This window comes from Klebsiella michiganensis (genome assembly GCF_015139575.1).
Classification (GTDB): Bacteria; Pseudomonadota; Gammaproteobacteria; order Enterobacterales; family Enterobacteriaceae; genus Klebsiella; species Klebsiella michiganensis.
In genome coordinates this window covers 5030410-5051509 of the sequence record NZ_AP022547.1, presented here as the reverse complement: position 1 = coordinate 5051509, position 21100 = coordinate 5030410, and the positions used below count along the sequence as shown (strand labels likewise).

18 protein-coding genes are annotated in these 21100 nt (G+C 59.1%); 12 read left to right on the top strand and 6 right to left on the bottom strand.

Annotation, left to right across the window (positions count from 1 at the left end; translation table 11 throughout):
- Positions 1–151: 151 nt before the first annotated feature.
- The 4 genes from JLG71_RS23630 to citS form a co-directional block, all read right to left on the bottom strand.
- Complete coding sequence (locus JLG71_RS23630) at positions 152–1453, bottom strand: oxaloacetate decarboxylase subunit beta (RefSeq protein WP_014839646.1); 1302 nt, start codon at positions 1451–1453, stop codon at positions 152–154.
- Between the two features lie 15 nt (positions 1454–1468).
- Positions 1469–3220 carry a sodium-extruding oxaloacetate decarboxylase subunit alpha gene (oadA, locus tag JLG71_RS23625; protein WP_200913851.1) on the bottom strand — a complete coding sequence of 584 codons (1752 nt, stop codon included), beginning with the start codon at positions 3218–3220 and terminating at the stop codon, positions 1469–1471.
- A gap of 15 nt (positions 3221–3235) precedes the next feature.
- On the bottom strand, positions 3236–3484 hold the full coding sequence (locus JLG71_RS23620) for an oxaloacetate decarboxylase subunit gamma (RefSeq protein WP_185219619.1): 249 nt from the start codon (positions 3482–3484) through the stop codon (positions 3236–3238).
- Positions 3485–3644: 160 nt separating this feature from the next.
- Positions 3645–4985 (bottom strand): citrate/sodium symporter CitS, encoded by a 1341-nt coding sequence (gene citS / locus JLG71_RS23615; RefSeq protein WP_047724529.1) that lies wholly within the window; start codon positions 4983–4985, stop codon positions 3645–3647.
- 404 nt (positions 4986–5389) lie between these two features.
- Between citS and citC the strand changes: the two genes are divergently transcribed.
- The 12 genes from citC to folA all read left to right on the top strand — a co-directional run bounded on the left by citC (position 5390) and on the right by folA (position 19828).
- Entirely contained in the window at positions 5390–6418 is a 1029-nt protein-coding gene (citC, locus tag JLG71_RS23610; protein ID WP_102803120.1) for a [citrate (pro-3S)-lyase] ligase, read from the top strand.
- 29 nt (positions 6419–6447) lie between these two features.
- Positions 6448–6741: a citrate lyase acyl carrier protein gene (citD, locus tag JLG71_RS23605; protein ID WP_064358608.1), complete on the top strand. Its 294-nt coding sequence runs from the start codon at positions 6448–6450 to the stop codon at positions 6739–6741.
- Entirely contained in the window at positions 6738–7607 is an 870-nt protein-coding gene (gene citE, locus JLG71_RS23600) for a citrate (pro-3S)-lyase subunit beta (RefSeq protein WP_025106468.1), read from the top strand. Before citD ends, citE begins: the two co-directional genes overlap by 4 nt.
- A gap of 10 nt (positions 7608–7617) precedes the next feature.
- Positions 7618–9144, top strand: a complete 1527-nt coding sequence (citF, locus tag JLG71_RS23595) for a citrate lyase subunit alpha (RefSeq protein ID WP_200913850.1) — start codon at positions 7618–7620, stop codon at positions 9142–9144.
- A gap of 82 nt (positions 9145–9226) precedes the next feature.
- Positions 9227–10072: a triphosphoribosyl-dephospho-CoA synthase CitG gene (gene citG / locus JLG71_RS23590; protein WP_369815508.1), complete on the top strand. Its 846-nt coding sequence runs from the start codon at positions 9227–9229 to the stop codon at positions 10070–10072.
- A 245-nt stretch (positions 10073–10317) separates the two neighbouring features.
- Complete coding sequence (gene dapB, locus JLG71_RS23585) at positions 10318–11139, top strand: 4-hydroxy-tetrahydrodipicolinate reductase (RefSeq protein ID WP_200913849.1); 822 nt, start codon at positions 10318–10320, stop codon at positions 11137–11139.
- A 457-nt stretch (positions 11140–11596) separates the two neighbouring features.
- A complete protein-coding gene (gene carA, locus JLG71_RS23580; protein ID WP_014837384.1) occupies positions 11597–12745 on the top strand; it encodes a glutamine-hydrolyzing carbamoyl-phosphate synthase small subunit in 1149 nt (382 codons plus the stop codon).
- An 18-nt stretch (positions 12746–12763) separates the two neighbouring features.
- On the top strand, positions 12764–15988 hold the full coding sequence (gene carB / locus JLG71_RS23575) for a carbamoyl-phosphate synthase large subunit (protein ID WP_014837385.1): 3225 nt from the start codon (positions 12764–12766) through the stop codon (positions 15986–15988).
- Between the two features lie 388 nt (positions 15989–16376).
- Positions 16377–16610 carry a YgdI/YgdR family lipoprotein gene (locus JLG71_RS23570; RefSeq protein WP_004108236.1) on the top strand — a complete coding sequence of 78 codons (234 nt, stop codon included), beginning with the start codon at positions 16377–16379 and terminating at the stop codon, positions 16608–16610.
- 149 nt (positions 16611–16759) lie between these two features.
- A complete protein-coding gene (gene kefF, locus JLG71_RS23565; protein WP_004098522.1) occupies positions 16760–17293 on the top strand; it encodes a glutathione-regulated potassium-efflux system oxidoreductase KefF in 534 nt (177 codons plus the stop codon).
- A complete protein-coding gene (kefC, locus tag JLG71_RS23560; protein WP_116280268.1) occupies positions 17286–19151 on the top strand; it encodes a glutathione-regulated potassium-efflux system protein KefC in 1866 nt (621 codons plus the stop codon). Before kefF ends, kefC begins: the two co-directional genes overlap by 8 nt.
- A gap of 197 nt (positions 19152–19348) precedes the next feature.
- Positions 19349–19828, top strand: coding sequence for a type 3 dihydrofolate reductase (folA, locus tag JLG71_RS23555; protein ID WP_004098524.1), 480 nt, complete (start codon positions 19349–19351; stop codon positions 19826–19828).
- 40 nt (positions 19829–19868) lie between these two features.
- On the opposite strand, the gene apaH is transcribed toward folA, so the two are convergent.
- Both apaH and apaG read right to left on the bottom strand, forming a co-directional pair.
- A complete protein-coding gene (gene apaH / locus JLG71_RS23550; RefSeq protein WP_014227890.1) occupies positions 19869–20717 on the bottom strand; it encodes a bis(5'-nucleosyl)-tetraphosphatase (symmetrical) ApaH in 849 nt (282 codons plus the stop codon).
- Positions 20718–20720: 3 nt separating this feature from the next.
- Complete coding sequence (apaG, locus tag JLG71_RS23545; RefSeq protein WP_004098526.1) at positions 20721–21098, bottom strand: Co2+/Mg2+ efflux protein ApaG; 378 nt, start codon at positions 21096–21098, stop codon at positions 20721–20723.
- Positions 21099–21100: the final 2 nt, after the last annotated feature.

Genomic DNA, 21100 nt, shown 5'->3' with positions numbered 1-21100 from the left:
TCAGAACTCATCCAGTAGGAATACGACGTTTTACGTACCGCCCGATCGGGCTTTTGCGCCGTAGCCTGGGGTATTTCCCGGAGGCGGCGCGCGGCGCCCGTCCGGGCGGGTAGCCCGGCTAAGCGCAGCGCGAGCCGGGAACAACGAGTTTTTACATCGCCAGCACGTACTTGAGCATCACCCCGGCAGCAATCGCCGAGCCAATCACCCCCGCCACGTTCGGGCCCATCGCGTGCATCAGCAGGAAGTTCTGCGCGTCCGACTCCAGACCCACCTTGTTTGACACCCTGGCCGCCATCGGCACCGCCGACACCCCGGCCGAGCCAATCAGCGGGTTGATTTTGTTCCGGCTGCACAGGTTCAGCAGCTTCGCCATCAGCACCCCCGCCGCCGTCCCCACGCAGAACGCAATCACCCCCAGCACCAGAATGCCCAGGGTCTGCGGCTGCAGGAACTTGTCCGCCACCAGCTTGGCCCCCACCGACAGCCCGAGGAAAATGGTCACGATATTTATCAGCCCGTTCTGCACCGTGTCGCTCAGGCGCTCCACCACCCCGCTCTCGCGCATCAGGTTGCCGAAGCAGAACATCCCCAGCAGCGGCGCCGCGTCCGGCAGCAGCAGCGCCACCAGCAGCAGCAGCACCGCCGGAAAGAGGATTTTTTCCCGCTTACTCACCGTGCGCAGCTGCACCATGCGGATTTTCCGCTCCTTCTCGCTGGTCAGCGCCTTCATAATCGGCGGCTGGATTAACGGCACCAGCGCCATATACGAGTACGCCGCCACCGCGATGGCCCCGAGTAATTCCGGCGCCAGCTTGCCCGACAGATAAATCGCCGTCGGGCCGTCCGCGCCGCCGATGATGCCGATGGCCGCCGCCTGCGGCAGGGTGAAGCTGATGATGCCGAAGTAGTTCAGCGTCAGCGCCCCCAGCACCGTGGCGAAGATGCCGAACTGCGCCGCCGCCCCCAGCAGCAGGGTGCGTGGGTTGGCCAGCAGCGGGCCGAAGTCGGTCATCGCCCCGACGCCCATAAAAATCACCAGCGGAGCGATACCCGAGCCGATGGCGACCTTATAGAAGATGGCCAGCACCCCGGCGGAGTAGCCCATATCCACGGCGAGGTCCTCCATCTGCCCCTGCACCGACGGCAGGGCCAGGGCTAATGCCTCCCTGATGGCGTGGACATCCGGCGTACAGTGGAGCTTCGCGGCAATCACCGCCAGCTGCCCGGCGTCGTGGTGCGCCAGCAGGCTCTCCAGGGCGGTCAGCGCCAGCCCGGCCTCCGGGATATTCGACAGCAGGCCGCCGAAGCCAATCGGCAGCAGCAGCAGCGGCTCGAACTTCCTCGCGATGGCCAGCCACAGCAGCAGCAGGCTCACCAGCAGCATGACGGCCTGGCCGGCGCCGAGGTGCATCAGCCCCATGCCCTGAATCAGGGCGTTCAGACTTTCCATTTCCGTTCCTCTTCCTTACGCCAGGCTCAGCAGGGTGTCGCCCACCGCCACCGCGTCCCCGGATTTCACCGCGATACCGCGCACGGTCCCGGCCTGCGCGGCGCGGATTTCGGTTTCCATCTTCATGGCTTCCAGAATCAGCAGCACGTCGCCCTCGGCCACCGTCTGGCCTTCCGTGGCAATGACCTTCCAGATGGTGCCCGCCAGCGGCGCGGTCACCGGGGTGCCGGCACCTGCCGGGGCGGCTGCGGGGGCCGCTGCCGTCAGCGGGCTGATATCGCCGCCGTCGCTGACCTTCACCACAAAGGCCTTGCCTTCCACTTCCACGGTGTAGACGCCGGAGGCGGCCGGTTTCTCTGCTTTCACAGCAGGTTTGACCTCTTCAGCCTGCGGTACCGGCTCAAAGGCCGCCGGGTTGTGGCGGTTCTCAAGGAACTTCAGGCCGACCTGCGGGAACAGGGCCACGGTGAGCACGTCGTCGATGGCGTTGTCGGCAAGCTGAATACTCTTCTCCTGCGCCTGGCGCTTCACGTCGGCTTCCAGCTGCGCCAGCTCCGGCTTCAGCAGGTCCGCCGGACGGCAGGTGATGGCCTCTGCTCCGTCCAGCACGCGCGCCTGTAATGCCGCGTTGACCGGCACCGGGGTGTGGCCGTACTCGCCCTTCAGTATCCCGGCGGTCTCCTTCGCGATGGTTCTGTAGCGTTCGCCGGTCAGCACGTTAAGCACCGCCTGGGTGCCGACAATCTGCGAGGTCGGGGTGACCAGCGGGATAAAGCCGAGGTCCTCGCGCACGCGGGGGATTTCCGCCAGCACCTCATCCAGACGGTGGGCGGCGTTCTGCTGCTTCAGCTGGCCCTCAAGGTTGGTGAGCATCCCGCCCGGCACCTGGGCCACGAGGATACGGCTGTCGGTGCCCTTCAGCTGGCCTTCGAAGGCGTGATATTTCCTGCGCACCTCGCGGAAGTACGCCGCGATGTTCTCAAGCTTCAGGATATCCAGCCCGGTGTCATGTTTTGTGCCTGCCAGCGTCGCCACCAGCGCCTCGGTGGCCGGGTGGCCGTAGGTGGCGCTCATGGAAGAGATGGCGGTATCGACGCCGTCGACGCCGGCCTCGATGGCCTTCAGCAGGGCCATCTCCGCCATCCCGGTGGTGGCATGAGCATGCAGGTGCAGCCTGACGTCATAGCGTTTTTTGATTTCGCTCACCAGCTCGAAGGCCGCCATCGGGGTGAGAATGCCGGACATGTCCTTAATCGCGATGGAATCGACGCCGGTCTCCAGCAGCTGTTCGGTCAGGTCGAGCCAGGTCTGCAGGGTGTGGGCCGGGCTGGTGGTGTAGGAGAGCGTGCCCTGGGCGTGGGCGCCGTGGCTGCGCACCGCCTGCAGGGCGGCCTGCATATTGCGCGGGTCGTTCATGGCGTCGAAGACGCGGAACACGTCCATGCCGTTTTTGACGGCGCGCTCGACGAAGCGCTGCACCACGTCATCGGCGTAGTGGCGGTAGCCGAGCAGGTTCTGGCCGCGGAGCAGCATCTGCAGCGGGGTCTTCGGCATGGCCTTTTTGAGCTCGCGCAGGCGGACCCAGGGGTCCTCGCCGAGGAAGCGGATGCAGGCGTCAAAGGTGGCGCCGCCCCAGCATTCAAGGGACCAGTAGCCCGCGTCATCGAGGGCGGCCGCAACGGGGAGCATATCGTCGAGGCGCAGGCGGGTGGCGAAAAGGGACTGGTGGGCGTCGCGCAGGACGACATCGGTAATGGCAACGGTCATGGATTCCTCCGTGAATTAAGGGTTAAGTCGGCGATGGTGGTGAATAGCGGCGGCAATCACCGGCTTTAAGCGGGCGAAGTCGTCAGCGGGCGCTACGGCGGCGGGTGCGGCCTTCGGCGCGGTAGCCGGTTCGGGGAAGAAGCGGTTGACGGCGGCGGACATGCCGCGGATGGCGAAAATCAGCAGAAACAGAAACGCCAGCACGAACCCCATGCCGAGAAACATCAGGGTGAAGCCTTCACCCAGCAGTACAGCTTCAGTCATTGAAAGACCCTAAAGTAAGGGCACGACGGCGTGTTTGAAGGCTAACCAAACGATACTTCCGGCTAAGGAGTAGGGTGGATTTCCCGAAGCCGCCCCCGGCTCTGGACCCTAAAGAGCACCGCTGTGGTTGACGCTCAAACATCGCCATCGTGCGTGTTGGTTACATCATCATGCCGAACACAATGCTGGCGATGACCAGCACAATACCGCCGCCCAGACGGGAGGAGATTTGCGCATAAGAGATAAGATTCATACGGTTACAGGCAGAGAGCACTTCCAGATCGCCCGAGCCGCCGCGGTTGGCCATGCACAGACCGGCGGTGATCGCGGACTCAATCGGGAAGAAGCCAATCATCCAGCCGCCGATGGCCGCGCCGATGACCGCACCCACCACGATTACCGCCGCGATGATGACGTTCGCAAAGGTAATCGCGTCGATAATTTCCTGCAGGTCGGTGTAGCACACGCCGACGCCGACCATCAGTACCCACAGCAGCTGCTTAGAGAAGAAGTCAGACAGGCGTTTGGCGCCAGCTTTAATCTCCGGCGAGCAGAGGCCGGAAGCGTTCAGCGCCGCGACGATCAGCACCATCCAGGCGAAATAGTGGATAGAGACGCCGCCAATGCTTGGCAAAATTTTCTTGGCAATAACGTAGGCCAGCAGGAAACAGGTGGTGGCGAGCACCAGGCCGACGGCAGTTTCGCGATGGGTTATCTGGCCCGCTTTTTCATCGTCTTCGACTTTAAAGGAGGCTTTACGCACCAGTTCGCCTTCACCGCTCAGCCAGGTGTGTTTTTTACCGATAATATCGAGCAGCGCGGCAAAGACGATGGCGAAAATATTGGCGATGGTCAGAATGGCAATCGCGGTGGAGTAGTACTCTTCACGCGAACGGCCGGTGACGGAGTGATAAATTTCAGACAGCGGCACCGCGCCCGCGCCGTTGCCGCCGCCCATAATCGGCAGGACGTACAGCATCATGATGCGGTCGATGGAGATACCGAAGCACAGGCCAATGATAATCCCGAAGATGGATGCGCCGAGGATCCCCATTAAAATGGTCGGAATATAACCCAGCAGAGATTTCAGCAGCAGCTTACGGTTAACCGAGAGGATTGCGCCGGTAATCAATACTGCGATGAATAAGTTCAGGAAGTTACTTTTATCCATCACATTAGTGATTGCATCAATTTCTTTCTGGGTGAATATGCCGGCGTAAACGAAATAGGCGGCCACGAGGAAGATCATCACCGGCGCGCCGCCAATATATTTATTGAAGATTGGCAGGCGTTTGCCAATTTCGCCAAAAACGGCGCCAATAATAAACATGATCGCGAAGCCACCAACAATGTCGGTCGGCAGGGCATTATAAAAGTGTGAAAGTAGTAAAGTGATTAACGCAAAGGCGTAAAGCGGTAGCGGCATGCCGAAGATTTTAAACCCCAGAATATCGCTAACCCCTTTTTTCTCCGCAGATGGAGCCTGGCTCATATTAGTCATATGACGTCACCCTGTTAAAAAAAGGAATATACACATCATCCTTCAAGCAGCCTCTTTGTTGGCAGCCTCACTCACCCCAGTCACTTACTATGCGTAAGCTCCTGGGGATTCATTCAGTTACCACCTCGATGCAACTTGAATGATTTTGTGTATTAATGCCGTTAGAAAAAACAATAATAGGACGGCGGCATAATAATAAATATGTTCCCCGGCGATATGTGATTATCTTCACTGATTAGTCGTGTTTTTAATTAATTTAATTGTTTTTATTCTTCTGAATTAATTAACAACATAAAAACCATAAAGCCAATTAAGGTACGCGGAAAAATGTGATTGAAATAAAAGAACCGCTGCGGGAACGATGGCGAAATACAGCTCGTTTTGGTCAATGAAGCGCGAAAAAAATGAATCTGATAGTAAAACGCGTCGCGGTACAGCTCGACCCCCGGCGGCGAGAGGCCGTTGACCTCTTTCTTCATCAGCACCAGCTCTCGCTGGAGGCGGACTGCGAATGGGCGATTATCGTCGAGTACCAGCGGCGCATTGTCGGCTGCGGCGCCATTGCCGGATGCGTTCTGAAGTGTATTGCCGTCGACCCGTCGCTGCAGGGGGAAGGGCTCAGCCTGAAGCTGCTGACTGAACTGATGACCCTGGCGTATGAGCTGGGCCGCAGCGAGCTGTTTCTGTTCACTAAACCCTATAACGCGGAGCTCTTCTCCTGCGCCGGGTTCTGGCCTATCGCCCGCGCGGGGGAGCAGGCCGTGTTAATGGAAAATAGCCGCGAACGTCTGGCCCGCTATTGCCGCCAGCTTACGATGTATCGTCAGCCCGGCGAAAAAATCGGCGCCATCGTGATGAACGCCAATCCCTTTACCCTGGGGCATCGTTGGCTGGTGGAGCAGGCGGCTCAACGCTGCGACTGGCTGCATCTGTTCGTGGTGAAGGAAGATGCTTCGTTTTTCCGCTACCGCGATCGCGTGGCGCTGATTGAACAGGGGATCGCCGGGATCGCCAACGTGACCCTGCATCCGGGGTCGGCCTATCTGATCTCGCGCGCCACTTTTCCCGGCTACTTCCTGAAAGACAAAGGCGTGGTTGACGATTGCCACAGCCAGATCGATCTGCAGCTCTTTCGCGAACGTTTAGCCCCGGCGCTGGGCGTGACCCACCGCTTTGTCGGCAGCGAACCGCTGTGTGAATTAACCCGTCGCTACAACCAGCGCATGCGCCAGCTGCTGGAAGCGCCCGGCGACGCGCCGGCGATTCAGGTGGTTGAGCTGGCGCGGGTTGAGAAAGAGGGCGCGCCCATTTCCGCTTCCCGGGTGCGCAGGCTGTATCAGCAGCGCCAGTGGTCGTCGATTGCGCCGCTGGTGCCGCCGGTAACCCTCTCTTTTCTGATGCATCTGGCGGAAAGCGAACACCAAACCGCCTGATTTACCTCCATAACTAAGGATCAGCCTCTATGGAAATGATGATTGACGCCCTGGCCGGCACGCTGGAATCCAGCGATGTGATGGTCAGGATCGGGCCTGCGAATGAGCCAGGTATTCAGCTTGAAATCGACAGCATTGTGAAGCTGCAGTTTGGCGCGGCGATTGAGCGGGTGGTCAGAGAGACGCTGACGCAGCTTGGCGTTACCCGGGCGAACGTCGTCGTCGATGATAAAGGCGCGCTCGAATGCGTACTGAAGGCTCGCGTTCAGGCCGCGGCGCTGCGCGCGGCGCAACAATCTCAACCGCACTGGAGTCAGCTATGAAACCTCGTCGCAGTATGCTGTTTATCCCCGGCGCCAACGCCGCGATGTTAAGCACCTCATTTGTTTACGGCGCTGACGCGGTGATGTTCGATCTCGAAGATGCCGTCTCGCTCCGTGAAAAAGATACCGCCCGCCTGCTGGTGCATCATGCGCTACAGCATCCGCTCTACCGGGACGTGGAAACCGTGGTGCGCATTAACCCGCTCAGCACGCCGTTTGGTCTCGCCGACCTTGAGGCGGTGGTGCGCGCGGGCGTCGATATGGTGCGCCTGCCGAAAACCGATAGCAAAGAAGATATCCATGAGCTGGAAGCGCAGGTCGAGCGGATTGAGCGCGAATGCGGCCGGGAAGTGGGCAGCACGAAATTAATGGCGGCGATAGAGTCGGCGCTGGGCGTAGTGAACGCGGTAGAGATCGCTCGCGCCAGCCCGCGCCTGTCGGCCATCGCGCTGGCGGCCTTCGATTACGTTATGGATATGGGCACCAGCCGCGGCGACGGCACCGAGCTGTTTTACGCCCGCTGCGCGGTGCTGCACGCGGCGCGAGTCGCCGGGATCGCGGCGTACGACGTGGTGTGGTCGGATATTAACAATGAAGAGGGGTTCCTCGCGGAAGCGAATCTGGCGAAGAATCTCGGCTTTAACGGTAAATCGCTGGTCAACCCGCGCCAGATTGAGCTGCTGCACCAGGTTTATGCCCCCACGCTGAAAGACGTTGAACATGCGCGGGAGGTGATCGCGGCGGCGGAAGAGGCGGAAGCGCGCGGTCTGGGCGTGGTATCGCTGAACGGCAAGATGATAGATGGACCGATTATCGATCATGCGCGCAAAGTCGTGGCGCTGTCGGCTTCCGGCATTCGTGATTAAGGAGTAAATAATGAAAGAGACCGTAGCAATGCTTAATCAGCAGTACGTGATGCCGGAAGGATTAGCGCCCTATGCGGGCGTGACGGCGCAGAGCCCGTGGCTGGCCAGCGAAAGCGAAAAGCGGCAGCGTAAAATCTGCGCCTCGCTGGAGGAGGCGATTCGCCGTTCCGGGCTGCAAAACGGCATGACCATCTCTTTTCACCACGCCTTCCGCGGCGGCGACAAGGTGGTCAATATGGTGGTGGCGAAGCTGGCTGAGATGGGTTTTCGCGATCTGACGCTGGCTTCAAGCTCGCTTATCGATGCCCACTGGCCGCTGATTGAGCATATTAAGAATGGCGTGATCCGGCAGATTTACACCTCGGGTCTGCGCGGTAAGCTGGGCGAAGCGATCTCCGCCGGGCTGATGGAAAACCCGGTACAAATCCACTCTCACGGCGGCAGGGCGCATTTAGTGCAAACCGGTGAGCTATGCATTGATGTGGCGTTCCTCGGCGTGCCGTGCTGCGATGAATATGGCAACGCCAACGGCTTTAGCGGTAAATCCCGCTGCGGATCGCTGGGCTACGCCAGAGTGGATGCCGAGGTCGCCGGATGCGTGGTGCTGCTCACCGAAGAGTGGGTAGATTATCCAAACTATCCGGCCAGCATCGCCCAGGATCGGGTGGATCTGATCGTGCAGGTCGATGAGGTCGGCGATCCGGCGAAAATCACCGCCGGGGCGATCCGTTTGACCAGCAACCCGCGCGAACTGCTGATCGCCCGCCAGGCGGCGAAGGTGATCGAACACTCTGGCTATTTCAAAGACGGTTTCTCTTTGCAGACGGGGACCGGCGGCGCATCGCTGGCGGTGACCCGTTTCCTCGAAGATAAGATGCGTCGTAACAACATTACCGCCAGCTTTGGTCTGGGCGGGATCACCGGCACGATGGTCGATCTGCACGAAAAGGGGCTGATCAAAGCGCTGCTGGATACCCAGTCTTTTGACGGCGATGCCGCGCGTTCGCTGGCCAATAACCCTAACCATATTGAAATTTCCGCTAATCAGTACGCCAATCCCGGTTCGAAAGGCGTCTCCTGCGAACGCCTGAACGTGGTGATGCTGAGCGCGCTGGAGATCGATACCGGATTCAACGTTAACGTGATGACCGGCTCCAACGGCGTGCTGCGCGGCGCGTCCGGCGGCCACAGCGATACGGCGGCGGGCGCGGATTTAACCATTATCACCGCGCCGCTGGTGCGTGGGCGCATTCCGTGCGTGGTGGAGAAGGTGCTGACTTGCGTGACGCCGGGCGCCAGCGTGGATGTGCTGGTCACCGATCACGGTATCGCCGTCAACCCGGCGCGTCAGGACCTGATTGATAACCTGCGTAACGCGGGTATCCCGCTGCTGACCATTGAAGAGCTGCAGCAGCGCGCCGAACTGTTGACCGGCAAGCCTGACCCGATCGCCTTCACCGATCGGGTGGTGGCCGTGGTGCGCTATCGCGACGGGTCAGTGATTGATGTCATTCATCAGGTTAAAAGCGCCGGTTAAACGCGCTGAGGAGAAAGGCATGAGCGAAGTGATGATAAGCCAGCGTCGCCCGTTGAGCCGTCAAACGGTGACGGCGGAGGAGATGGTTTCTCGCGTGGAACGGGCGCTGCTGACCGAAGTCCGCCTGACGCCGAAACCGGGCCTGGTGGATATTCGTAACGCCGGCGCGCATCGGGATATGGATCTGGCCTCTTTTGAGGCCAGCACGGCGGCTGTCGCGCCATGGATGGAGAAGTTTTTCATTATGGGCCACGACACGGCCAATATCACGCCGGAGCAGGTATTGACGATGCTGCGTCCGGTGGGCATGGCGTGCGAGACGGATATGCTGGAGGCTACCGGCGGGGTGAATACCCATCGCGGCGCGATCTTCGCTTTTGGCCTGCTCAGCGCGGCGGCGGGAAGGCTGGTGGCCAGAGGGGAGCCGGTTGAACAGCACCGGGTTTGCGATCGGGTGGCCCGCTTCTGCCGCGGCCTGGTCGGGCGCGAGCTCTCCTCTCCTGAAGGAATGAAGGTCAGTAAAGGCGAAGGGCATTTCCTGCGCTACGGGCTCTCCGGCGCCAGAGGCGAAGCGGAAAGCGGCTTTCGCACCGTGCGCACCCAGGCGATGCCGGTCTTCAATCGCGTTATGGCGGACACCGGCGATACCAATCTGGCGTTACTGCAGACTCTGCTGCACCTGATGGCCTGGAATGACGATACCAATCTGGTGTCGCGCGGCGGGCTGGAAGGGCTCAATTTTGTTCAGCAGCAGGCGCAAAAGCTGCTGTGGGAAGGCGGGGTGCTGACCGACGGCGGGCTGGAGGCGCTGCGCCGGCTGGATGATGAGCTGATTATTCGCCACCTTAGCCCGGGCGGTAGCGCCGACCTGCTGGCGGTCACCTGGTTCCTGTCCGGTTTCCCGGCCGGCGAGCTGTTCCTGCACTAATCGCTGCTTTTCTGTCGCCGTATTCCCCGGATTGGCCATACAGGGCCGGACCGGGGTTGCGGACTGCGCGCGCTCCTCGCTTCTCACTACTCCACGGCAAATTCCCGGCACAATCTTATAGTTTTTACTGATATCGGCGGCAGTTTGTCATAAATTTCTAATTATCGGTGTTTTTGAGTAGCGGCTCATCGATGAGCTGGTTACTCTGAAAACAATTTACGTAGTGTTAACAAAAGAGAATAGCTATGCATGATGCACAAATCCGCGTGGCCATCGCGGGCGCGGGCGGCCGGATGGGACGCCAGTTAATTCAGGCGGTACAACAGATGGACGGCGCGGCGCTTGGCGCGGCGCTGGAGCGCGAAGGTTCCTCGCTGCTCGGCAGCGATGCGGGCGAGCTGGCGGGCGCGGGCAGGTCAGGGGTGGTGGTGCAAAGCAGCCTCGAGGCGGTAAAAGACGATTTTGACGTTTTCATCGATTTTACCCGCCCGGAAGGCACGCTGGCCCATCTTGCGTTTTGCCATCAACACGGCAAAGGCATGGTTATCGGCACCACCGGCTTTGACGACGCCGGGAAGCAGGCGATTCGCGACGCTTCGCAGGAGATCGCCATCGTGTTTGCCGCCAACTTCAGCGTCGGCGTCAACGTGATGCTTAAGCTGCTGGAAAAAGCGGCGAAGGTGATGGGCGACTATACCGATATTGAGATTATCGAAGCGCATCATCGTCACAAAGTCGACGCGCCATCGGGTACGGCGCTGGCGATGGGCGAGGCGATTGCCGGAGCGCTGGATAAAGATCTGAAAGCGTGTGCGGTCTACAGTCGCGAAGGCTATACCGGCGAACGCGTTCCCGGCACCATCGGCTTTGCGACCGTGCGCGCCGGGGATATCGTCGGCGAACATACGGCGATGTTTGCGGATATCGGCGAACGTATTGAAATCAGCCATAAGGCTTCCAGTCGGATGACTTTCGCAAATGGTGCCGTTCGTTCCGCTTTATGGCTAAAAGGCAAGAAAAACGGTCTTTTTGATATGCGTGACGTGCTTGAATTGAATTCTTTATAACGATTATTACCCATCGTGATGTGGTTATTGCTTTCAATAAGTAATTGATTGCAAGGGGCAATGTTTTATTGCCCTTTTTTATTTTTGGCGTTTAACCGATTTTTTATCGCCAAGCCTGAAAAATACTATCTTATCCGCCTTGTTTTTGTTGTTTTATTGTAAATTTTGACCATATGGTCTACTTTTTCAATCCCTACCCGGCGATTTTACAAACATCCTCCTCCGCAAGCGTTTTCCCGGGCGAGTTAGGTGATCTTTTTGCCCGTTAAGACAGGTATTGCTGAATAGTTGCCTGAAACAAGATTAAAAATATCCGCTTTAAGTTGACTTTTACCCGCCATCTCTCCAGAATGCCGCCGTTTGCCAAAATTCTGCGGGCAACAGATTTGCATTGATTCAGATCTACATTATGAATTAATATGCAAATAAAGTGAGTGGATATTCTCTGGAGGGTGTTTTGATTAAGTCAGCGCTATTGGTTCTGGAAGACGGAACCCAGTTTCACGGTCGGGCCATTGGGGCTACCGGCACGGCGGTTGGGGAAGTCGTTTTCAATACTTCAATGACCGGTTATCAAGAAATCCTCACTGATCCTTCCTATTCCCGCCAAATCGTCACTCTAACTTATCCCCATATCGGCAACGTCGGCACCAATGCCGCCGATGAAGAATCTTCTCAGGTACATGCGCAGGGTCTGGTCATTCGCGATCTGCCGCTGATTGCCAGCAACTTCCGCAATACCGAAGACCTCTCTTCTTATCTGAAGCGCCACAATATCGTGGCGATTGCCGATATCGATACCCGTAAGCTGACCCGCCTGCTGCGCGAAAAAGGCGCGCAGAACGGCTGCATCATCGCCGGCGATAGCCCGGATGCGCAGCTGGCGCTGGAAAAAGCGAAAGCTTTCCCGGGCCTCAACGGCATGGATCTGGCGAAGGAAGTGACCACCGCAGAAACCTACAGCTGGACGCAGGGGAGCTGGACGCTGGCGGGCGACCTGCCGGAAGCTAAAGCGGAAAGCGAGCTGCCGTTCCACGTGGTGGCCTACGATTTCGGCGCCAAGCGCAACATCCTGCGCATGCTGGTCGATCGCGGCTGCCGTCTGACGGTGGTGCCGGCAAAGACCTCCGCTGAAGAGGTGCTGAAGATGAATCCGGACGGTATCTTCCTGTCCAACGGTCCCGGCGACCCGGCGCCCTGCGACTACGCTATCGCAGCGATTGAGAAGTTCCTGGAGACCGATATTCCGGTATTCGGCATCTGCCTCGGCCACCAGCTGCTGGCCCTGGCGAGCGGCGCGAAGACCGTGAAGATGAAGTTCGGCCACCACGGCGGCAACCATCCGGTAAAAGATATTGATAATAACGTGGTGATGATCACCGCGCAGAACCACGGCTTTGCGGTGGATGAGGCGTCTATGCCCGCCCACCTGCGCGTGACCCACAAGTCGCTGTTCGACGGCACCCTGCAGGGGATTCACCGTACCGATAAACCGGCGTTCAGCTTCCAGGGACATCCGGAGGCGAGCCCCGGCCCGCACGATGCCGCACCGCTGTTCGACCATTTTATCGAATTAATTGAGCAGTACCGTCAGTCCGCGAAATAATCAGGAGTTAAGAGAGCCATGCCAAAACGTACAGATATAAAAAGCATCCTGATTCTGGGCGCGGGCCCGATTGTTATCGGTCAGGCGTGCGAGTTTGACTACTCCGGCGCCCAGGCGTGTAAAGCGCTGCGCGAAGAGGGCTACCGCGTTATTCTGGTGAACTCTAACCCGGCCACTATCATGACCGACCCGGAAATGGCTGATGCCACCTACATCGAGCCGATTCACTGGGAAGTGGTGCGCAAGATCATTGAGAAAGAGCGTCCGGATGCGGTTCTGCCGACCATGGGCGGCCAGACGGCGCTGAACTGCGCGCTGGAGCTGGAGCGTCAGGGCGTGCTGGCCGAGTTCGGCGTGACCATGATTGGCGCGACCGCCGACGCGATTGATAAAGCCGAAGACCGCCGCCGTTTCGACGTGGCGATGAAGAAAATCGGTCTCGATACCGCGCGTTCCGGTATCGCGCATACCATGGAAGAAGCGCTGGCGGTTGCCGCTGAAGTTGGCTTCCCGTGCATCATCCGTCCGTCCTTTACGATGGGCGGCACCGGCGGCGGTATCGCCTACAACCGCGAAGAGTTCGAAGAGATCTGCGAACGCGGTCTGGATCTCTCGCCGACCAACGAGCTGCTGATTGATGAATCGCTGATCGGCTGGAAAGAGTACGAGATGGAAGTGGTGCGTGATAAAAACGACAACTGCATCATCGTCTGCTCCATCGAAAACTTCGACGCGATGGGCATCCACACCGGCGACTCCATCACCGTGGCGCCGGCGCAGACCCTGACCGACAAAGAGTACCAAATCATGCGTAACGCCTCGATGGCGGTACTGCGTGAAATCGGCGTAGAGACCGGCGGTTCCAACGTTCAGTTCTCGGTGAACCCGAAAGATGGTCGCCTGATCGTTATCGAAATGAACCCGCGCGTCTCCCGCTCCTCGGCGCTGGCCTCGAAAGCCACCGGCTTCCCGATCGCTAAAGTGGCGGCGAAGCTGGCGGTTGGTTACACCCTTGATGAGCTGATGAACGATATCACCGGCGGCCGCACCCCGGCGTCGTTTGAGCCGTCCATCGACTACGTCGTGACCAAAATCCCACGCTTCAACTTTGAAAAATTCGTCGGCGCGAACGACCGTCTGACCACCCAGATGAAGTCGGTGGGCGAAGTGATGGCGATTGGCCGTACCCAGCAGGAGTCCCTGCAGAAAGCGCTGCGCGGCCTGGAAGTGGGCGCTACCGGTTTCGACCCGAAAGTGAGCCTCGATGACCCGGAAGCGTTGACCAAGATTCGCCGCGAGCTGAAAGACGCGGGCGCTGAGCGTATCTGGTACATCGCTGACGCTTTCCGCGCGGGCCTCTCCGTTGATGGCGTGTTCAACCTGACCAATATCGACCGCTGGTTCCTGGTGCAGATTGAAGAGCTGGTGCGTCTGGAAGAGAAAGTGGCTGAAGTCGGTATTACCGGCCTCGACGCCGACTTCCTGCGTCAGCTCAAGCGTAAAGGCTTTGCCGATGCGCGTCTGGCGAAGCTGGCTGGCGTGCGCGAAGCGGAAATCCGCAAGCTGCGCGACCAGTATGACCTGCACCCGGTCTACAAGCGCGTGGATACCTGCGCGGCGGAATTCGCTACCGACACCGCCTACATGTACTCCACTTATGAAGACGAGTGCGAAGCCAACCCGTCCGTTGACCGCGACAAAATCATGGTGCTCGGCGGTGGCCCGAACCGTATCGGCCAGGGCATCGAGTTCGACTACTGCTGCGTCCATGCCTCCCTGGCGCTGCGCGAAGACGGCTACGAGACCATTATGGTCAACTGTAACCCGGAAACCGTCTCTACCGACTACGACACCTCCGACCGCCTCTACTTTGAGCCGGTGACGCTGGAAGACGTGCTGGAAATCGTGCGCATTGAGAAGCCGAAAGGCGTTATCGTGCAGTACGGCGGCCAGACGCCGCTGAAGCTGGCGCGCGCGCTGGAAGCGGCAGGCGTGCCGGTTATCGGCACCAGCCCGGATGCCATCGACCGTGCGGAAGACCGCGAGCGCTTCCAGCACGCGGTTGACCGCCTGAAGCTGAAGCAGCCGGCGAACGCCACCGTGACCGCGATCGAAATGGCGGTCGAAAAGGCGAAAGAGATTGGCTACCCGCTGGTGGTGCGTCCGTCCTACGTTCTCGGCGGCCGCGCGATGGAAATCGTCTACGACGAAATCGACCTGCGTCGCTACTTCCAGACCGCCGTCAGCGTCTCTAACGATGCGCCGGTGCTGCTGGACCGCTTCCTTGACGATGCGGTTGAAGTCGACGTCGATGCGATCTGCGACGGCGAAATGGTGCTGATTGGCGGCATCATGGAGCATATCGAGCAGGCGGGCGTGCACTCCGGCGACTCCGCGTGTTCGCTGCCGGCCTACACCCTGAGCCAGGAAATTCAGGACGTGATGCGCGAGCAGGTGCAGAAGCTGGCCTTTGAGCTGCAGGTGCGCGGCCTGATGAACGTGCAGTTTGCGGTCAAAAACAACGAAGTCTACCTGATTGAAGTCAACCCGCGCGCGGCGCGTACCGTCCCGTTCGTCTCGAAAGCCACCGGCGTACCGCTGGCGAAAGTCGCGGCGCGCGTGATGGCGGGCAAAACGCTGGCTCAGCAGGGCGTCACGAAAGAGATCATCCCACCGTACTATTCGGTGAAAGAGGTGGTGCTGCCGTTTAACAAATTCCCGGGCGTCGACCCGCTGTTAGGGCCAGAAATGCGCTCTACTGGTGAAGTCATGGGCGTAGGCCGCACCTTCGCGGAAGCGTTCGCCAAGGCGCAGCTGGGCAGCAACTCGACGATGAAGAAACAGGGGCGCGCGCTGCTCTCCGTTCGCGAAGGCGACAAAGAGCGCGTGGTGGATCTGGCGGCAAAACTGCTGAAGTTTGGTTTCGAGCTGGATGCGACCCACGGTACCGCGATTGTGCTGGGCGAAGCCGGCATCAACCCACGTCTGGTGAACAAGGTGCATGAAGGCCGTCCGCACATTCAGGACCGCATCAAGAATGGCGAATACACCTACATCATCAACACCACCGCGGGCCGCCAGGCGATTGAAGACTCCAAGCTGATTCGCCGCAGCGCCCTGCAGTACAAAGTGCACTACGACACCACGCTGAACGGCGGTTTCGCGACCGCAATGGCGCTGAATGCCAACGCGATGGAAAAAGTGACCTCGGTGCAGGAAATGCACGCGCAGATTAAAAAGTAATCACATCTGCCAGTAAAAGCGCCTCCGGTGGCCAACGCCGGAGGCGCTTTTTTTTGCGTGACGATAAGCCTGGGCGGAATAAAGTGACGCTCCCCGCGGCGCTGAACGTCGAACAAAAACAGGGGGATCGGCGTTAACAGGCCACTTCGGAGAGTTCTGGTTTTCTCTCGCCGGACAGTCAGCTAGCCTAAAGTGGTTAGGGTGATAATTAATATGACTTAGAGCCTATCCCAGTGGGCGTTATTGGCGCAGCCAGTTTGGATACGGACAGCGCGGAGAAACCGGAGCGTACACGTAGTACGTGAGGATTTCGAGCACTGCCCAGGTCCAAAATGGCAAGTGAAATAGTCCTAATGGGATAGGCTCTTAATAACGGGAGAGAAACACCATGTACAACAAGCCCCTCACCGCTGCTATCTTCGCCGCTGCCGCACTGTTCACCGTGGCCGGCTGTTCATCTAATCAATCGCTAAAAACGACCGACGGAAAAACCATTGTCACCGATGGCAAACCGCAGGTGGATGACGACACTGGCCTGGTGTCCTACAAAAACGCGGAAACCGGCCGCACCGAGCAGATCAATCGCGATCAGGTTAAGTCCATGGACGAACTGGATAACTAAGCGTTATCCACGGCCCCGTACCGCGGGGTCACGCTTGCCTGACCGATCCTCGCCCTGAACGAGAGATAAATCACACTTATCACTGTAAGCGGTTCGATTAACTGTCTACACTCTTGCTGATTACAACAAGAGCTAACGCAGGCTAATCAATGATCCTCATAATTTATGCGCACCCTTATCCGCAGCACTCGCATGCGAATAAGCGGATGCTTGAGCAGGCAGGGACGCTTGACGGCGTCGAGATACGCTCTCTCTATCAACTTTACCCCGATTTCAATATCGATATCGCTGCCGAGCAGGCGGCGCTGGCCCGTGCCGATCTGGTCATCTGGCAGCATCCGATGCAGTGGTACAGCGTGCCGCCGCTGCTCAAGCTGTGGATGGACAAAGTGCTGGCGCACGGCTGGGCATACGGGCACAACGGTATCGCGCTGCGCGGTAAATCGCTGATGTGGGCGGTGACCACCGGCGGCGGCGAAAGCCACTTTGATATTGGTTCCTTTCCCGGTTTCGACGTCCTGGCGCAGCCGCTGCAGGCGACCGCGCTGTATTGCGGCATGAAATGGCTGCCGCCGTTCGCGATGCATTGCACTTTTATCTGCGATGACGAAACCCTTCAGGCGCAGGCGCGCCACTACCGTCAACGTTTAATCGAATGGCAGGAGGCGCACAATAATGGATAGCCATACGCTGATACAGGCGCTGATCTATTTAGGATCCGCCGCGCTGATCGTGCCGATTGCCGTACGCCTTGGGCTGGGGTCGGTGCTTGGCTACTTAATTGCCGGCTGTATTATTGGCCCGTGGGGGCTGCGGCTGGTCACCGACGCCGAGTCGATTCTGCACTTTGCGGAAATCGGCGTGGTGCTGATGCTTTTCGTTATCGGTCTTGAGCTCGATCCCCAGCGGCTGTGGAAACTGCGCGCCTCGGTGTTCGGCGGCGGGGCGCTGCAGATGGTCGTCTGCGGCGTGCTGATTGGCCTGTTCTGCATGTCGCTGGGTCTGCGCTGGCAGGTTGCCGAGCTGATTGGTATGACCCTGGCGCTCTCCTCAACGGCGATCGCAATGCAGGCGATGAACGAACGTAACCTGACGGTTACCCAGCTGGGCCGCAGCGCCTTTGCGGTGCTGCTGTTCCAGGATATCGCCGCCATTCCTCTGGTGGCGATGATCCCGCTGCTGGCGGCGAGCGGCGGCTCGACGACGCTGGGCGCGTTTGCGCTCTCGGCCCTGAAAGTGGCGGGCGCGCTGGCGCTGGTGGTGGCGCTCGGACGCTATCTGACCCGGCCGATGCTGCGTTTTGTCGCGCGCTCCGGCCTGCGTGAAGTCTTCAGCGCCGTGGCGCTGTTCCTGGTGTTTGGCTTCGGGCTGCTGCTGGAAGAGGTCGGGCTGTCGATGGCGATGGGGGCCTTCCTCGCCGGCGTGCTGCTGGCGAGCTCGGAGTACCGCCACGCCCTGGAGAGCGATATTGAACCGTTTAAGGGCCTGCTGCTGGGGCTGTTTTTTATCGGCGTCGGGATGTCTATCGACTTCGGTACCCTGGTGACGCATCCGCTGCGGATCCTGATTCTGCTGGTGGGATTCCTGGTCATTAAATCCCTGATGCTGTGGCTGATCGCCCGGCCGTTAGGCGTTCCGCGCGCCCAGCGCCGCTGGTTTGCGGTGCTGCTGGGGCAGGGGAGCGAATTCGCCTTTGTGGTCTTCGGCGCGGCGCAGATGGCCGATGTCCTGGACGGCGAATGGGCGAAGGCGCTGACCCTCGCGGTGGCGCTATCAATGGCGGCCACGCCAATCCTGCTGGTGCTGCTGACCCGCCTGGAGAAATCCGCCAGCGGCCAGGAGCGCGAAGCCGATGAAATTGACGAAGAGCAGCCGCGGGTGATTATCGCCGGCTTTGGTCGTTACGGGCAGATCGCCGGCCGCGTACTGCTCTCCAGCGGGGTGAAGATGGTGATTCTCGATCACGATCCTGACCACGTCGACACCCTGCGTAAATTTGATATGAAGGTGTTCTACGGCGATGCGACGCGGGTGGACCTGCTGGAGTCGGCGGGGGCGGAAAAGGCGGAAGTGCTGATTAACGCCATCGACGATCCGCAGACGAACCTGCAGCTGGCGGAGCTGGCAAAAGAACATTTCCCGCATCTGCAGATCATCTCCCGCGCCCGCGATGTCGATCATTACATCAAGCTGCGCCAGGCCGGGGTCGAAGCGCCGGAGCGTGAAACCTTCGAAGCGGCGCTGAAGTCCGGACGCATGACGCTGGAGGCGCTGGGCCTGGGCGCCTACGAGGCCCGCGAACGGGCCGATCTGTTCCGCCGTTTCAATCTGCAAATGGTGGAAGAGATGGTGGCGATGGCGGAAAACGACTCGGCTTCCCGGGTGGCGGTATTCAAGCGCACCAGCGATATGCTGACCGGCATTATCAACGAAGACCGTAATCATTTATCGCTGGTTCAGCGTCACGGCTGGCAAGGAACGGAAGAGGGACGGCATACCGGTGACATCGCCGATGAGCCGCAAAATAAGCCCTCGGCATAAGGGAGAATTCAGGGTGTTACGTTAGCTTTACAAGTAACATTTTGTTTTCAATTTAAATCCTGCCTGGCGGCTCACGGGGCTTACGTGGGCTCGCCAGCAAATCTTAAAATTTTCTGATTCTTTACTCTTCGCCCAGTCGACGAAGTATTACGCTTTCCGTATAGTGGCGACAATTTTTTGCATTCGGGAATTATTCAATGATCAGTCTGATTGCGGCGTTAGCGGTAGATCGCGTCATTGGTATGGAAAACGCCATGCCATGGAATCTGCCTGCCGATCTCGCCTGGTTTAAGCGCAATACCTTAAACAAACCGGTAGTGATGGGACGTCTTACCTGGGAATCCATCGGTCGTCCGTTACCGGGGCGTAAAAATATCGTGATTAGCAGCCAGCCCGGCACCGACGATCGCGTGCAGTGGGTCAAATCGGTCGATGAAGCCATTGCCGCCTGCGGCGACGTGGAAGAGATGATGGTGATCGGCGGCGGACGCGTGTACGAGCAGTTCCTGCCGAAAGCGCACAAGCTCTATCTGACCCATATTGATGCGGAAGTGGAAGGGGATACCCACTTCCCGGATTACGATCCGGATGAGTGGGAGTCGGTATTCAGCGAGTTCCACGATGCCGATGCGCAGAATTCCCATAGCTACTGCTTCGAGATTCTGGAGCGCCGCTAAGGTTTTCCCCGGTGACGTTCGCTCACCGGGGTGACTCTCTTCAGGAGGCGATCGCCTCGCCTTCATCAAGATTGCTCTGCCGGTTCGATCGCTGCGTGAAGTACGTTTTATCTTCCCAGCGCAGGCAGGTCAGATCGCCGCCCCAGCAGCAGCCGGTATCCAGCGCGTAAATCCCTTCCGGCGTGCCTTTCCCTTCCAGCGAAGCCCAATGACCGAAGGCAATGCTGTACTCACTGGCCACCGGCCCGGGAATAGCAAACCACGGCTTGAGCGGCGCGGGCGCGTTTTCCGGCGCCTCCTTGGCGTACATATCCAGCTGCCCGTTCGGGAAGCAGTAGCGCATGCGGGTAAAGGCGTTGGAGATAAAGCGCAGGCGCGCCAGGCCGCTGAGTTCGTTGCTCCAGTTGTTCGGCATATCGCCGTACATCGCATCGAGGAAGAACGGATAGGAGTCGCTGGCAAGTACGGCTTCCACATCGCGGGCGCACTGTTTGGCTGTTTCCAGATCCCACTGCGGGGTGATCCCGGCATGGGCCATGACCAGCTTTTTCTCTTCATCGATTTGCATCATCGGCTGACGACGCAGCCAGTTGAGCAGATCGTCGGCGTCCGGTGCCTCAAGCAGCGATTTCAGCCGATCCTTGGGTTTATTGCGGCTAATGCCCGCAAAGACCGCCAGCAGGTGCAGGTCATGATTGCCCAGAACGAGGCGTACGCTATCGCCAAGCTGTTTCACGAAACGCAGTACTTCGAGCGAACCGGGGCCGCGCGCGACCAGGTCGCCCGTGAGCCACAGCGTATCAGTCTCAGGGTTAAACTCCACCTGCTCTAATAATGCGATCAGTTCATCGTAGCAACCGTGAACGTCGCCAATAAGGTATGTAGACATGTTTTAATGGATGAGAGTGGGTACTGCGAGACGGAAAACAGGGATTTCGATGGTGAACGGCGCGCCGTTCACATCGATCATCGCATAATGTCCCTGCATGGTACCCAGCGGCGTTTCAATGACCGCGCCGCTGGTATATTGATATTCGCCGCCGGCCGGAATATGCGGCTGCTCGCCGACCACGCCTTCACCCTGGACTTCGGTCTCACGACCGTGGCCGTTGGTGATAAGCCAGTAGCGGCCAAGAAGCTGAACCTGCGTCCGCCCCAGATTGCGAATGGTCACGGTATAAGCGAAGACGTAGCGCTCTTCTTGCGGAGAAGATTGCGATTCGATGTAGACGCTTTGCACCTGTACACAAACTCGGGGCGAATTAATCATGG